Annotated in this window: 11 protein-coding genes; 6 read left to right on the top strand and 5 right to left on the bottom strand. The window is 37.2% G+C overall.

Going from position 1 to position 14,732, the window contains the following annotated elements; all coding sequences use genetic code 11:
* Window positions 1-329 precede the first annotated feature (329 nt).
* Both JGH11_RS10110 and JGH11_RS10105 read right to left on the bottom strand, forming a co-directional pair.
* On the bottom strand, window positions 330-689 hold the full coding sequence (locus JGH11_RS10110) for a hypothetical protein (protein ID WP_201111468.1): 360 nt from the start codon (window positions 687-689) through the stop codon (window positions 330-332).
* Window positions 690-813: 124 nt separating this feature from the next.
* The gene (locus JGH11_RS10105; RefSeq protein WP_201111467.1) at window positions 814-1,095 is read right to left on the bottom strand and encodes a hypothetical protein; all 282 of its coding nucleotides are present in this window, start codon (window positions 1,093-1,095) and stop codon (window positions 814-816) included.
* Window positions 1,096-1,446: 351 nt separating this feature from the next.
* On the opposite strand from JGH11_RS10105, the gene JGH11_RS10100 reads away from it, so the two are divergent.
* Together JGH11_RS10100 and JGH11_RS10095 are read left to right on the top strand one after the other, a co-directional pair.
* Window positions 1,447-2,115, top strand: a complete 669-nt coding sequence (locus tag JGH11_RS10100) for a helix-turn-helix domain-containing protein (RefSeq protein ID WP_201111466.1) — start codon at window positions 1,447-1,449, stop codon at window positions 2,113-2,115.
* Between the two features lie 201 nt (window positions 2,116-2,316).
* Window positions 2,317-4,476 (top strand): translation factor GTPase family protein, encoded by a 2,160-nt coding sequence (locus tag JGH11_RS10095; RefSeq protein ID WP_201111465.1) that lies wholly within the window; start codon window positions 2,317-2,319, stop codon window positions 4,474-4,476.
* A 63-nt stretch (window positions 4,477-4,539) separates the two neighbouring features.
* Here the strand turns inward: JGH11_RS10095 and JGH11_RS10090 are convergent, their stop codons facing one another.
* A complete protein-coding gene (locus tag JGH11_RS10090) occupies window positions 4,540-5,928 on the bottom strand; it encodes an aspartate ammonia-lyase (RefSeq protein WP_201111464.1) in 1,389 nt (462 codons plus the stop codon).
* Between the two features lie 260 nt (window positions 5,929-6,188).
* Here JGH11_RS10090 and JGH11_RS10085 point away from each other — a divergent pair, with 260 nt between their 5' ends.
* The 4 genes from JGH11_RS10085 (at window position 6,189) to JGH11_RS10070 (ending at window position 12,244) form a co-directional block, all read left to right on the top strand.
* Window positions 6,189-6,644: a hypothetical protein gene (locus tag JGH11_RS10085; RefSeq protein ID WP_201111463.1), complete on the top strand. Its 456-nt coding sequence runs from the start codon at window positions 6,189-6,191 to the stop codon at window positions 6,642-6,644.
* Window positions 6,645-6,732: 88 nt separating this feature from the next.
* Window positions 6,733-7,935, top strand: coding sequence for an efflux RND transporter periplasmic adaptor subunit (locus JGH11_RS10080; RefSeq protein WP_201111462.1), 1,203 nt, complete (start codon window positions 6,733-6,735; stop codon window positions 7,933-7,935).
* Window positions 7,936-7,952: 17 nt separating this feature from the next.
* Complete coding sequence (locus JGH11_RS10075; RefSeq protein ID WP_201111461.1) at window positions 7,953-11,051, top strand: efflux RND transporter permease subunit; 3,099 nt, start codon at window positions 7,953-7,955, stop codon at window positions 11,049-11,051.
* Window positions 11,052-11,062: 11 nt separating this feature from the next.
* Window positions 11,063-12,244, top strand: a complete 1,182-nt coding sequence (locus JGH11_RS10070) for a TolC family protein (protein WP_201111460.1) — start codon at window positions 11,063-11,065, stop codon at window positions 12,242-12,244.
* An 82-nt stretch (window positions 12,245-12,326) separates the two neighbouring features.
* Here JGH11_RS10070 and JGH11_RS10065 read toward each other — a convergent pair whose 3' ends face one another.
* Both JGH11_RS10065 and JGH11_RS10060 read right to left on the bottom strand, forming a co-directional pair.
* Window positions 12,327-13,151: an ROK family protein gene (locus JGH11_RS10065; RefSeq protein WP_201111459.1), complete on the bottom strand. Its 825-nt coding sequence runs from the start codon at window positions 13,149-13,151 to the stop codon at window positions 12,327-12,329.
* 2 nt (window positions 13,152-13,153) lie between these two features.
* Entirely contained in the window at window positions 13,154-14,722 is a 1,569-nt protein-coding gene (locus tag JGH11_RS10060) for a trehalase family glycosidase (protein WP_236263952.1), read from the bottom strand.
* Window positions 14,723-14,732 lie beyond the last annotated feature (10 nt).

Here is a 14,732-nt window from a genome sequence, read left to right as displayed (position 1 = left end):
CTATTTATTATTGTAATTATAACTATTCTCTTATGTTATAAACCAGAAAGTAACCTTGGATACTTTTTGTTATTTTTAGGCATAGTGAATTTTGTTCTAAGTTATAATAAATGTCTGGAAATAGCTTTTATTTTACAAAAAAAGTAACTGACAATTTTCAATAATATTCTATGCTATAAGACGGTCTTACAATTGCAAGAAGAATCAATTTACTTTTTCGCAAAAGTATAGGGAATTTGGAATAGAAGAACCTTTGGAGTCTTTTTTATTTACTCAGAGAAGCGAGCCTTTAAATATTTATTAATAGAGAGATATTATAAGATTGAAAATTATAACTTGACATATTTGTATGTTTTATTAAAAAAATCAGTTACAAACAAAGAATCGTCTTTCAATAAATAAGTTTCCTTCTCACCTTTAGCTGTGTTTGTATAATATAGTATTTCATTCTTAGTCAGTTTGAATTTTGAATTTACCCAAATTTCACTTTCTCCATCTATAATTCGGGTATATGAGACAAATCCATCCCTGAAAGAATAAACACCTTTAGTATCGGCATCAATCGACGCTTCCCATGTTCCATTCAGTATATTTACGTCAATATATTCTACTTCGTTAATAACTTCTCCATCACCTGAACAAGAGATAAATAAAGGAAGTATTAGTAGTGTGTAAAGTAACTGTTTCATGAGTGTTCTTAAATGTCTATTTTGTCATTCTAAATTAGCAATGCAAAGATAAAAGTAAATGTTAGAATTCTAAGTTTTAATTAAATAAAAAGAGGATAATTGAATATCCTTCTAATTTTAGAAATTAATCAGAACTGTCATTAAAAGATAAGTCGATATTTGGTTTGTTTTTTAGAGATAATATACTTGAACTGTAATAATTGAGTAAAAGTCTCACATTTTCTACAAAACTTGTGTAATCTGAAGTGGTATCATATTCCAGACTGAATATAAACTTATATTGATTGTCAAATAGCAGATTGACGGAAGAGACACCTTCCATTTCCGAAATTGTATTTATAATAGTCTCTATATTTAGTTTATTAACCGGATTTATAGCCTCGATTGTAATATTTGTTTTTTCCATAATCTTTTAATTTTAAAAAGGAAGTGTTGTGATTTTTGACTCTGTTGATTCTCTATTATTGTCTTGAGTGTAAAGAGAATTTTTCCCTGTTTGGTAGTTAGAACTTGCTTTCGTTCAATTTTAGAAATAAGTACGAGATCAATTAATGATCATTTCTACTTAAAGTTTTAAATGTAAAAAGATTTGGCTCTAATGGTAGAATATTTAACTTTCTTTTGTTTAAGAAAGGATTTTTTAGTCAACTAATTTTATATGGAGTATGTAAAAGACAGCCGATAACTTTTTGTGTCAATAATTGATTTTCAGTATATTTATCTATACTTCAGATTATAACTCATAAAACAAATTGTAATGTCGAAGTATAGTGAAAAATTAGCTAATGAAATTTGTCGATACATGGAAATGGATTTCTATTCCATATCTGAAATATGCACCATATTCAAAATCAGCAGGAAAACATTTTACGAATGGCGGGATTCTAAGCCCTCTTTCCGAAAAGCTTTGGATGAGGCGATAAAAGTCCGGGACGAGGCGATGCTCATAACAGCCCGTTTATCTTTGAAAAAGAAACTGGAGGGTTATACCCTTACAGAAGAAAAGGTTGTATATGTTCCAAGCAAAAGCGATCCGTCGCAGTTGATCTTAAAGTCGAAAACAGTAAAGCGAAAAGAATGTGCGCCCGATACCCAAACAATAAAACTCATCCTTGATCGTGAAGATAAGAAACAGGATGAGAACCGCCATATCGACACACCTCCTACCATAGTGAATGTGACGGATGAACATACAGCCGAACAATTGAGGATATTATACCGCAATAAGGGTGAATCGGGAGGATCACAGAAAGACTTTAATGATACAGGCGATTTTGAAACGGTAAATATCGAAGAAGAGACCATGCAGGGAGGTAAGATGGTAACCAGAACTAAGCAAGTGGAAATAAAACACGACCCTAAAGCCAATATGTTGATAGTAAAAGGAGGTAGTCTCACATGCGTTCCACCGGGTTATAGAAGGTAACAGTTTGAAAAAATAGATAAACTGTTACTTTTGTTACTTTTTTGTTTATCAATTTATAGTTTGTTAAATTTTATGACTGTATAACATATAATTTTATTGTAATATCACCAAAACATTTCATTAATTTTGAAAATGTCGCCTCAAAAATGAGGTGACATGGTAAAAAGTATTATAATATAAACCATGTAAAACATTTTGGCCATGAGAACTTACCAAACACAGGAGATCAAGAATATTGCTATTCTTGGTAGTTCGGGAGCGGGCAAAACCACTCTCGCCGAAGCCATGCTCTATGAAGCGGGTGTCATAAAACGCAGAGGAAGTGTCAAAGACGGAAATACTGTCTCGGACTATTTTCCGGTGGAAAAAGAATACGGTTATTCCGTTTTTTCCAGCATTTTCTCTGTGGAATGGATGAATAGGAAGCTCAATTTTATTGATTGTCCGGGATCAGATGACTTTGTTGGTAATATTGTTTCGTCACTCAACGTGACAGATACAGCACTGATGGTGCTAAATGCTCAATATGGTATGGAAGTTGGTACTATCAACCAATTAAGATATACTCAAAAACTTCAGAAACCAGTAATTTTTATAGTTAATCAGCTCGATCATCCAAAAGCTGATTTCGACAATGTGGTTTCCCAATTAAAAGCCGATTATGGGCAAAAAGCTGTAATAATTCAGTATCCGGTTAATGTAGGAGAAGGATTTAATGCAGTAATTGATGTATTGAAGAATAAAATGTTCCGATGGAAACCTGAAGGCGGTGTTCCGGAGGTTCTCGATATACCTGAAGAGGAAAAAGAAAAAGCCGCCGATTTACAGCAAAAGCTAATTGAGGCTGCTGCTGAAAATGAAGAATCTTTAATGGAGAAATTCTTTGAACAAGGCACATTGACAGAAGAAGAAATGCGTATGGGAATTCGCTGGGGATTGGTACACCGAGATTTGTTCCCTATTTTCTGTGTTTCAGCGGAGAAAGATATGTGTGTTCGCCGTACGATGGAATTCTTAGGTAATGTGGTTCCTTATGTTCGTGACCAGCCTGCACCATTAAATACCGAAGGTCAGGAAGTGAAACCTGATAGCGATGCACCTACAAGCCTGTTCTTCTTTAAAACAACAGTTGAACCTCATGTTGGTGAAGTATCATACTTTAAAGTAATGAGTGGAAAGGTACATGAAGGAGATGATCTGGTTAATGCTAATAGAGGTTCGAAGGAACGTATAGGACAAATATTCTGTCCGGCAGGACAACAACGCGTAAAAATAGAAGAGCTTGTAGCAGGAGATATCGGGGCAACAGTAAAACTAAAAGATGTTCGTACCGGTAATACATTGAATGCTAAGGGAGTTGATAATAAGTTCGACTTTATAAAATATCCTGATCCTAAATATCGCCGTGCAATAAAAGCCGAGAATGAGAAGGATACAGAGAAGATGAACGAAATTCTTCAGCGTATGCATGAAGAAGATCCTACCTGGTTGATAGAAAACTCTAAAGAACTGAAACAGCTTATCGTTTCGGGACAAGGAGAATTCCACTTGAAGACCTTGAAGTGGAGAATCGAAAATAACGATAAAATTTCTATTGTATATTCTGAACCTAAAATTCCATATCGTGAAACTATAACCAAGGCAGCACGAGCCGATTATCGTCATAAAAAGCAATCGGGTGGAGCCGGTCAGTTTGGAGAGGTTCATCTGATTGTAGAGCCATATGTAGAAGGTATGCCAATGCCGGAAGTATATAAGTTTAATGGACAGGAATTTAAGGTGCAATCTCGCGATGTACAAACATATGATCTCGATTGGGGAGGTAAACTTGTTTTTGTAAGTAGTATTGTTGGTGGTGCTATTGATTCTCGCTTCCTTCCTGCTATTTTAAAAGGAATCATGTCGCGTTTAGAGCAAGGTCCTCTTACAGGTTCCTATGCGCGTGACGTGCGTGTCGTTGTTTACGACGGCAAGATGCATCCGGTCGACTCAAATGAAATCTCATTTATGCTTGCAGGACGTAATGCATTCAGTGAGGCATTTAAGAATGCAGGTCCTAAAATTCTCGAGCCTATTTATGATGTGACAGTATCTGTTCCGTCTGATAAGATGGGTGATGTAATGGGTGACCTACAAAATCGCAGAGCGATGATTATGGGTATGGAAAGCGATAGAGGTATCGAAATACTGAAAGCAAAAGTTCCATTGAAAGAGATGTCTAATTATTCTATTTCACTTAGCTCGCTCACCGGAGGAAGAGCTTCGTTTACTATGAAGTTTGCAAGCTATGAGCTTGTGCCATCCGATGTTCAGGATAAGCTACTAAAAGAATACGAAGCTGCACAGAAAGAAGAGGATTAAATCTCTAGACAAAAGAAGCGGAGTGGATAATAATCCACTCCGCTTTATATCTAAAAAGTATCTTTATTTTATTCCTGTCATATTTTCTGGATTTAGTATCCGATCTAGCTCTTCTTTAGACAGTACATTCTTTTTTAGTACAAGGTCGTATACGCTTTGGCCGGTAGCTAATGCTTCCTGAGCTATTGTTGTACTGTTTTCGTACCCGATGTAAGGGTTGAGTGCCGTAACGATTCCAATACTGTTTTGGACAAGTTGTTTGCAATGTTCTTCATTTGCTGTAATCCCTTCAATACAATTTTTGCGTAGGCAGGTCATTACATTTGTAAGCAGGTTTTGAGATTCAAGTATGCTGAATGCCATTACAGGCTCCATTACGTTCAATTGTAGCTGTCCCGCTTCAGAGGCCATCATAACTGCTAGGTCGTTACCAATAACTTTGAAGCATGTCTGAGAAGTGACTTCTGCTATTACAGGGTTTACCTTGCCCGGCATGATGGATGATCCGGCTTGTCTCGGAGGCAGATTTATTTCGTACATGCCACAGCGAGGCCCGGATGTAAGTATGCGTAAGTCATTACATATTTTAGAGAGTTTGATTGCTAATCTTTTCAGAGCTGAAGAATAGGCGACAAAACTGCCAGTATTGGAAGTCGCTTCTACAAGATTTGCCGCATGAGTGAATTTTAGACCTGTTAGATTACTCAGTATTTCGGCACATAGTTTATCATAACCCGGTATTGCATTAAGACCTGTGCCCACAGCTGTAGCACCCATATTTATCTCTAAACATTGGTCTGCATTTTGTTTCAGATAATCGATCTCTTTTTCAAGAGTGGCAGCATAAGCATCGAATTCTTGTCCGAGAGTCATCGGTATGGCATCTTGGAGATGAGTCCTCCCCATCGTTATCACGTGCTTTAACTCTTGTCCTTTATTTTTAATGGATTCAACAAGGTCTTTGAGTGTATTTTCTAGTTTCGCATTGTAAAATAAGATGCCTAGTTTTACTCCTGTAGGGTATGCATCATTTGTCGATTGTGATAGATTTACATGGTCGTAAGGAGAACAATAGCTATATTCTGCTTTTCCATGCCCCATTATTTCTAAGGCAATATTAGCAACGACTTCGTTTATATTCATATTGGTCGATGTTCCTGCTCCTCCTTGCAACATATCGCTAGGAAATTGGTTTAGATACTCTCCTGCAATAATCTTTTTACATGCTTCTATAATAGCATTGCTCACTTTAGAATCTAATGCACCCAATTGGCAATTTGTTTCAGCGGCTGCCCATTTTACATAAGCTAGGGCCTTGATAAATTCTGGAAAGTGGGAAAGTTTTACACCTGAAATCTGAAAGTTGTCTATAGCTCGTTGTGTGTGAATGCCATAATAGGCATCTTTAGGGATAGGTAAACTCCCTATTAGGTCATTCTCTATTCTACTCATGATCTGTCAATCTGTAATCTGTTACAAAATAGTTAACTTTAAATTAAAGGCTAACTTAATCAATTGTTTTCATTAAAAGAAGTTTTATATAATAAATTGATAGTTCGTTCGAGGGAAATTCTTTTTTGATGAAAATAGAATACAATTATCTATATATCATATAAGATTAAAACAGAATAGATAAGATATATTTCAATCTTTATTTAGATAATAAAACATTGAACTTTCTGTTCGTTAATAATTTTGTATATTTGCATTATATGAGAGTAAGGAAAGTTACAGGTTTAATAATGATGGTGTTCGCTAATATATTTATATTAGCTCATGTCGTCTTACCTCACTCTCATCACGATGGCACAGTTTGCTTCTCTTTGGAAGAAATGATGCATCAGAATCATTATTCAGACATTGATACTGATTGTGGTAATTGCTGTTCTCAAAGTCATAGCAAACATCATCATCACAAAAACGCTGAGAATTGTAACCTTAAAGAAATAGTACTTCGTCAGAGTAACGATACGCATGAGGATATATTACTATGCGATCATTGTCTGTCGTTATTGTATGTTTTATATTCGCTGAACGAGCTTTATCTTGAGGCTCCTGAATTTGGCACTTTTCTTGTAGAAAAACCTTATTTAAAAACTTATATTCCTCCCTTTGTAGGCTCGGTCAGAAGCCTGCGTGCACCTCCTTTTTCTTATTTTTTAGGATAATATAACTATTTATAATATTGACTATCGTTCATTACATATATGGTGAAGATAGTATATGAATGAATATTACAATTTAAGAAATAAGAAAATGAAGAAATATATTATATATTTTGCTTGTCTGTTGGCTATAATGTGGGGTTGTAGCTCAGCGCAAGGAAAAGAAGAACACGTAGAACATAATCATTCAGAAGAAGCTCATAATCATGCTGAGGGTAAAGAGTGTGATCACGATCATAACGAACAGTCAGAAAAAAAAGAAGGAGATCATGGAGATGAGATAATCTTTTCACCGGAGCAAGCTGCCTCCGTCGGACTTGAAGTCGTAACAGTGTCTCCTGGCAAATTTCATCAGGTAATAAAGACAAGCGGGCAAATATTGTCTGCGCAAGGTGATGAGGTAACTATATCGGCTACATCCAGTGGTATTGTTTCTTTCAATAAGTCCTCGTTAAATGAAGGTACGGCTGTGAGAGGAGGAGAGTCTCTGCTAAGTATATCTTCGAAAAACATGATAGACGGAGATCCTATAATAAGAGCAAAGTCGGCTTATGCTATAGCTCAACGGGAATATCAACGTGCAGAATCTCTTATTGGAGATAAACTCATTTCGGAGAAAGAGTATAATGAGATCAAACTGAACTATGAGAATGCTAAGAATGCTTATCAGGCGATAGGGCAACGTTCTTCTTCTCGAGGAGTTAGTATTTCAACTCCTATTGGAGGATTTATTAAAACGAAACTTGTTTCTGAGGGTCAATATGTCGACGTTGGTCAGGCTTTAATGACTGTAACTCAAAATAAAAGATTGCAACTACGAGCAGATGTTTCAGAACGTTATTATAAAGATCTGGTTACTATTAGTTCTGCTAATTTCAAAACGTCGTATGATAAGGCGATTCATAACTTATCGGAGTTAAATGGTCGTATTGTATCTTATGGGAGAGCTACAAATAGTCAGGAATTTTATTTACCTGCAATTTTCGAATTTGATAATATTGGACAGGTCATAGCAGGTTCCTATGTTGAGGTTTATTTATTAGGCCAACCCCGTGAAAATGTAATAACTATTCCCGTAGCATCTCTTACTGAAGAACAAGGTATATATTTTGTCTATTTACAGATTCATCCTGATGCTTATAAGAAACAAGAAGTAGCTATTGGTTCTAATGATGGTGGCTTAGTCGAGATTCTATCAGGATTGACAGAAGGAGATAAAGTAGTAAGCAAAGGAGCATATTATGTTAAGCTAGCATCTACAGCATCGGCAATTCCTCACGCTCATGAACATTAAAGAGGGAGGAGTAAATTATGTTAAATAGAATAATACAATTTTCACTCAACAACCGTTTAGTGGTGTTGATTGGTGCAGTTCTTCTCCTTATTGGAGGAATGTATACTGCTAAGAATATGGAGATAGACGTATTTCCAGACTTGAATGCACCTACGGTAGTAATAATGACCGAGGCAAATGGTATGGCACCGGAGGAGGTAGAACGTTTGGTCTCTTTTCCTATCGAAACTGCTGTAAATGGGGCTACAGATGTACGCTGTGTGCGTTCGTCTTCTACTACTGGGTTTTCAGTTGTTTGGGTCGAGTTCGATTGGGGTACAGATATATATAAAGCCCGTCAGATCGTTACTGAAAAGCTTTCCTCCCTAGGAGATGCGCTCCCGGAGAACATAGGACAGCCTACGTTAGGGCCACAGTCATCTATTTTAGGCGAAGTTATGATAATAGGTCTGACTTCCGATTCCACATCTTTACTCGATTTGCGTACTATTGCCGACTGGACAGTTCGCCCGCGGCTACTTTCTACAGGAGGTGTAGCACAAGTAACAGTAATAGGGGGTGATATTGAAGAATATCAGATATTATTGAATCCCGGTCGGATGAAGCATTATGGAATAACTCTAGATGAGGTATTGCAGGTGACGCGTAATATGAATCAGAATGCTTCAGGAGGGGTATTGTATGAGTATGGTAACGAGTATATAGTAAGAGGTGTACTGCAAAGTACAGATACAGCTGAGTTAGGTAAATCTGTGGTGAAGAAAGTAGGAGAGGCTCCGATACTTCTCAGTGATGTTGCCGATATAAAAATTGGGGCAAAGACTCCTAAATTAGGGATAGCTTCGGAGAAAAGTAAGTCTGCAGTACTAATTACCGTCACTAAGCAACCGAATACAAATACAATAGAATTATCAGAAAAATTAGATGCGTCGTTAGCTGAACTTCAAAAGAATATACCGTCTGATATAAAGATAACAACCGATATATTCCGTCAGGAACGTTTTATAAACAACTCTATAGGTAATGTTGAAAAGTCGCTCTATGAAGGGGCGGTGTTTGTGGTTATAGTATTGTTTGTTTTCTTGATGAATTGGCGTACAACATTTATTTCATTAATGGCTTTGCCTTTATCATTATTAACTTCAATTCTTGCCCTGAAAATGATGGGGCTGACCATTAATACAATGAGCTTAGGGGGGATGGCTATTGCAATAGGGTCTTTGGTAGATGATGCTATTATAGATGTTGAGAATGTATTCAGGCATCTTAGAGAGAATAGGAAGAAACCGAAGGAAGAGCAGCAAGGCATCTTAAGTGTTGTTTTTGAAGCATCGAAAGAAGTACGAATGCCTATCCTTAATTCTACTTTGATTATTGTAACAAGTTTTATACCCTTATTCTTTCTTAGTGGGATGGAAGGCCGTATGCTTGTTCCTTTAGGGATTGCATTTATTGTCGCTTTATTTGCTTCTACAGTCATTGCTCTTACAGTGACACCTGTATTGTGTAGCTATATGTTAGGAAAGAAAAAAGAAGATAAGGACGAGAAAGAACCGGTATTTGTCATTAAGCTGAAAAGTGGGTACGAAAAGACCTTACATTGGGCTTTAGAACATCAAAAGAAAGTATTGGCAATAATAGGAGTCTTGCTACTTTCGGCAATCTTGGTTTTCTTCACTTTCGGAAGAAACTTTCTACCTCCGTTTAATGAAGGTTCACTTACTGTAACTATCAATACATTGCCGGGAATCTCGTTAGAAGAATCCGATAAAATAGGGTTGTTGGCCGAACAGGCTATGATGAGTGTTCCCGAAATCCAAACAGTAGGAAGGAAAACCGGGCGGGCTGAACTCGATGAACATTCTTTCGGTGTAAATACATCAGAGATAGAGGCACCATTTATTTTAATAGACCGTTCTCAGGAGGAAATGCTGGCCGAACTTCGTGAAAGATTGAATGCAATACCAGGTATTAGTGTCGAAATAGGGCAGCCTATATCTCATCGGATCGATCATATGCTTTCAGGAACAAAAGCTAATATTGCTATAAAGCTTTTCGGTACAGACCTCAATAAGCTTTATTCATTAGGAAATGAAATAAAAGCATCGGTAGAGAATATTGAAGGAATTGCCGACCTCAATGTAGAACAACAGGTAGAACGTCCTCAATTAAAGATAACTCCTAAACGTGAACTATTAGCCAAGTATGGTATTACATTGCCTCAATTTTCTGATTTTATCACAGTCATGTTATCAGGTGAGGTCGTTTCTCAGGTTTATGAAAACGGAAGAAATTTCGATTTGACTTTAAAGGTCGATGACAACTATAAAGATGAAGCAGACAAGATACGCAATTTGATGATAGATGCTGGTGATAAAAAGATACCCTTCGAGTATATTGCCGATATTACATCGTCTTCGGGCCCGAATACTGTAAATAGAGAAAATGCACAGAGAAAGATTGTTGTTTCAGCAAATGTTGCAGGGCGAGACCTACGTAGTGTAGTGAATGATATCCGAGAAAAGATTGATTCTGAAATAACCTTTCCCGAAGGATATCATATAGAATATGGCGGACAGTTTGAAAGTGAACAGGCTGCTTCAAGGACACTGCTTCTGGCATCTGTTTTTGCTATACTGATTATTTTCCTTCTCTTATTCAATCAGTTTAGGAATGTGACGCAATCGGCAGTTATTCTTCTCAATTTACCTTTGGCCCTGATAGGAGGGGTATATGCAATATTACTTACTTCAGGAGAAATTAGTATCCCTGCTATTATCGGGTTTATCGCACTCTTTGGTATAGCGACCCGAAACGGTATTTTACTGATGGCCCACTATAATGATCTGGGTAATCAGGGTTACTCTGTAACCAGAAGTATATTGCAAGGTTCGTTAGACCGTTTAAATCCTATTTTAATGACTGCTTTGTCTTCCGGATTGGCTCTTATTCCTTTAGCAGTACAAGGTAATCTTCCCGGCAACGAAATTCAAAGTCCGATGGCTAAAGTCATATTGGGTGGACTACTTACCTCTACGTTATTGAATATGTATATAGTACCCATTATTTACAGAATGCTTAAGAAACGTAAGTCTGTAAAGCAGGAAATTATTTAAATATAGAAGCTATGAAACGAATAATCCATATAATATTACTATTGGTAGCAACAAGCTTATCTCTAGAAGCGCAGAATCCTTTTACCGAAGTATTGCGGAATGTAGAGATTAATAACACTACGTTAAAGGCCTACAGAGAGCAGGCTAGTGCTGATAAAATAGGAAACAAAACCGGAATAAATATGGCTAATCCCGAGGTTGAATTCGGCTACTTATGGCCCGATTCGCCAATAGAAGAAAATCGCTGGGATTTTAGTATCAATCAATCTTTCGATTTTCCTACAGCATATCGTTATAAATCTCAGTTGGCTAAAGGCAAGAACGAGCAAGTAGATTTAGAGTATGAACAACAACGAAAGGAGATTTTGCAGCAAGCTCGTTTACTCTGCATAGAGTTGGCTTATCAGAATAAGATGAACAAGGAACTTAAGCATAGAGTAGTATATGCTCAGGAACTATCAGATGCCTATCAGAAGAGCTTTGAACAAGGGAATATAGATATCTTAGAGCGTAATAAAACCAAATTGGATTTGCTGAATACAGAGAAAACCCTTCAAATGAATGAAGTCGAAGTCAATACGTTGAAATCAGAGTTGCAACGAATGAATGGAGGAGTGCCTGTAGATATAGTCATAGAGCTTTATCCGATATATAATTTCCCCTTAAATTTCATTGAATGGTTTGAAAACGTAAAGGCTAATAACCCTGCTGTGAAAAAGGCAGAGCATGAAGTTGTATTGAGTAAAAAGCAAGAGCAATTAACTAAAGCTCTTAATTTGCCTAAGCTAACGGCCGGCTATGCTCGTCAGAAAGAAGAAGGGCGAATATTTCAGGGTTTTACAGTAGGTGTATCTATTCCTTTGTGGGAAGGACGTAATACTGTGAAGCATCAGAAAGCTCAGACTACTGCTTTACAAATGCAGCAAATCGATACTCAGCTTCAGTTTAGAAATATGCTCAAGAGTCAATATGATAAAGCATCTAAATTGTCTGTGCTACTGAAAGAGTATGATGAAGCACTTAGTGTAACCAATAATCGGGATTTGCTCAAAAAAGCGCTAGACAAAGGTCAATTGTCTTTAATCAACTATTTGTTGGAATTATCTGTTTATTATGAGACAATAGATACTTTCCTTTCCACAGAACGTGATTATCAATTAGCCGTAGGCGAACTGCAACAATGGGAAAATTAAACTGAATATTATCCTGAGCAAGTGAAGAATTTCACATTTAGAAATAAAATTCTTCATGCTGCTCAGGATAGTTTTTTATTCATCAATGAAGTAAGGATGCTCCTAATATACTTATGTCTTCTTTTGTTGATAGACGAATTTGAAGCTTTGCTACGATCTCCGTATAAGGGAATGTTTTGAGAGTATCCATCATTGTCGGTGCGAAGAAACTATAGGCATTCGATATGCTTCCGCCCATTACAATAATAGATGGATCGTAAGTGAAAAGAATTACTTTGACCAGGTTCCCAATGTGGATTCCTATTTTTTTCCATATTTCTAAGGCCTCTGGGTCTCCTGATGTTGCTTTATCAAAGGCTTCTTTGCCGGTAGTACCATGTACACGGGTAAAATAAGAGCTGCTACAGTATGACTCATAATCATATTCCAGGTATGGTAAAGAGCCTATTTCCCCGGCTCCTGTATTCCCTCCATTATATAGCTTACCATCTATAATGATTCCCGCACCTACTCCTGTACCAAGAGCAAGACATACTGCATCCTTGTACCCTATAGCTTCGCCATAATATGCCTCACCTAATGCAAAACAATTACAATCATTGTTTACAGATACAGGTATTTTGAATTCTTCTTCCAGAATTTCCTTCAAGTGCACCTCTTTCCAAGATGGAATATTCATCACGTTATATACAATACCCCTTTCTGCATCTACAACCGATGGAACTCCTATGCCAATGCTTGTAATATCAGGCGATATGATTTCTCTGATCATACTTTTGATCTGGTCTATGACAATGTTTTCAGGCTCATTTGCCTTGCAGAGCTGTGCTATTTTACGGGATACATTGCCATTTTCTACGACTCCCATCCGGATATTAGTACCTCCTAAATCAATTCCTATTTTCATAATCAGATCGTTTGGCTACCTTCTTTAATACTCACCTTTTTACTTTTGTCTTTACCCCAGTATATTGTCAATTCGAAAGGTATATTTGAATTGATTGTTATAGATGGTGCTTCTTCTACAGAACTTCTTTTATTAACCTTCAATGATACCAAACCCTCAGGGCCAAAAGGGTAACGTTCTATGCCATGCTCTTCTGTTTGTGTAATATCCCAAACAAGTGAATTGCTCGAATAATCGGAACGGATGCCTAATATATATTCTATAAATACGGCAATAGGTGGTAAACCTGTCCATCCTACAAATTCTTTACGAGCCATAAATCCCGGTTCGGCAGCCTCTGGAGCATAATATTCCCAGAATGTACCTGTATTCTTATATACTTCGAATACATTGTTATAGTGATTTTTAGCTATTTCTTTGGCTTGTTTAGTATAACCTTTCTTATCCAATCCGGTGATTACCATATAGTTTGTTCCCGGCCATACTCCACCTTGCCAATAGCGTCCTTTAGGGTTGTATTTTGCATTATCGGCAGATAATGATGGTACTCTGTGAGTGCGGTTGAATGTCTTTGGGTTTTCCAACTCTTTCACCATTCTATCCAGCTGTTTGGTATCCAGCACATCGGTATGTAATGCCCAGTAAGCACCGATTCCTTTTGTTGAGTTCAGGCTGCCATCTGCATATTGGTCATATAGAAAACCTGTTTTCTCATCCCAAAGATTATCATGCACATACTTTGTAAGCGTCTTTATTTCGTCTTCAAATTCTTCTATTTCCTGCCAGCGCTCAAGGTAGAAGCCTATCTCAAGTAGTATATTAGCCATTAGTATTTGTTGCAAACAGGCATCGAGCCATACCATATGTCCGTGGCTATATATCATATTGTACTGAGGTTGTACGCGTGGCATATTATCCATTCCGGTTCCCCATCCACTCGACCAATATGTACCGTTTGGCCAAGTGCGATTTAGTTTCAGCCATTTGTAATAAGCACAGAGAGCAGGGAATATCTTGTTGAGGCGATCATTATCCCCATATTGCTTATAATATAATATTTCGCTCCAAGGCAAAAGGTTTGGTCCTGTGCTTGTAGGATCGTAGCGTTCGAAACAATCGGCTCCATCGGCTTTAATTTCCCTACAAATAAAACCGTCGGGATGCTGTTTGGCATAAAAATTATCCAATGTATGTTGGAAGGGGAAATAACGGTATCCGTAACGAGCAAACATCATCATGAATGATGAATCCCACATAAATATATTTCCATTGTAGGCAGTATCCAGATAGCTGGATACAAAACCTGAACCTTTTTGTGGTTGACGAATATTACCGATCGCTATTTGCCATGCTCGCCAGTACATTTCCAGTTCTTTTTCATGGCCTGTCCATATTGGATTAGGCAGAATGGTTTTAGCTTCTTCAAAACTTTTTGGTATGATCTCTTCCGGTTTTGCAATGCGATATTCATTTTCCGTGACAAGAGCCTCTTTCACATAAGTATTCTTATACGGAAGATTGTACTTTTGAGGTGTTTCGTCATTCTCCTGAGCAAATATTACAGAAGACATAATCAAGGTT

It is taken from the genome of Dysgonomonas sp. Marseille-P4677, from assembly GCF_016652235.1.
Classification (GTDB): domain Bacteria; phylum Bacteroidota; class Bacteroidia; order Bacteroidales; family Dysgonomonadaceae; genus Dysgonomonas.
This window is presented reverse-complemented; position numbering and strand designations above follow the sequence as displayed.

Coding starts and splice junctions, on each gene's coding strand:
- JGH11_RS10110 (WP_201111468.1), bottom strand. CDS start 689: ATGAAACAGTTACTTTACACACTACTAATACTTCCTTTATTTATCTCT.
- JGH11_RS10105 (WP_201111467.1), bottom strand. CDS start 1,095: ATGGAAAAAACAAATATTACAATCGAGGCTATAAATCCGGTTAATAAA.
- JGH11_RS10100 (WP_201111466.1), top strand. CDS start 1,447: ATGTCGAAGTATAGTGAAAAATTAGCTAATGAAATTTGTCGATACATG.
- JGH11_RS10095 (WP_201111465.1), top strand. CDS start 2,317: ATGAGAACTTACCAAACACAGGAGATCAAGAATATTGCTATTCTTGGT.
- JGH11_RS10090 (WP_201111464.1), bottom strand. CDS start 5,928: ATGAGTAGAATAGAGAATGACCTAATAGGGAGTTTACCTATCCCTAAA.
- JGH11_RS10085 (WP_201111463.1), top strand. CDS start 6,189: ATGAGAGTAAGGAAAGTTACAGGTTTAATAATGATGGTGTTCGCTAAT.
- JGH11_RS10080 (WP_201111462.1), top strand. CDS start 6,733: ATGAAGAAATATATTATATATTTTGCTTGTCTGTTGGCTATAATGTGG.
- JGH11_RS10075 (WP_201111461.1), top strand. CDS start 7,953: ATGTTAAATAGAATAATACAATTTTCACTCAACAACCGTTTAGTGGTG.
- JGH11_RS10070 (WP_201111460.1), top strand. CDS start 11,063: ATGAAACGAATAATCCATATAATATTACTATTGGTAGCAACAAGCTTA.
- JGH11_RS10065 (WP_201111459.1), bottom strand. CDS start 13,151: ATGAAAATAGGAATTGATTTAGGAGGTACTAATATCCGGATGGGAGTC.
- JGH11_RS10060 (WP_236263952.1), bottom strand. CDS start 14,722: ATGTCTTCTGTAATATTTGCTCAGGAGAATGACGAAACACCTCAAAAG.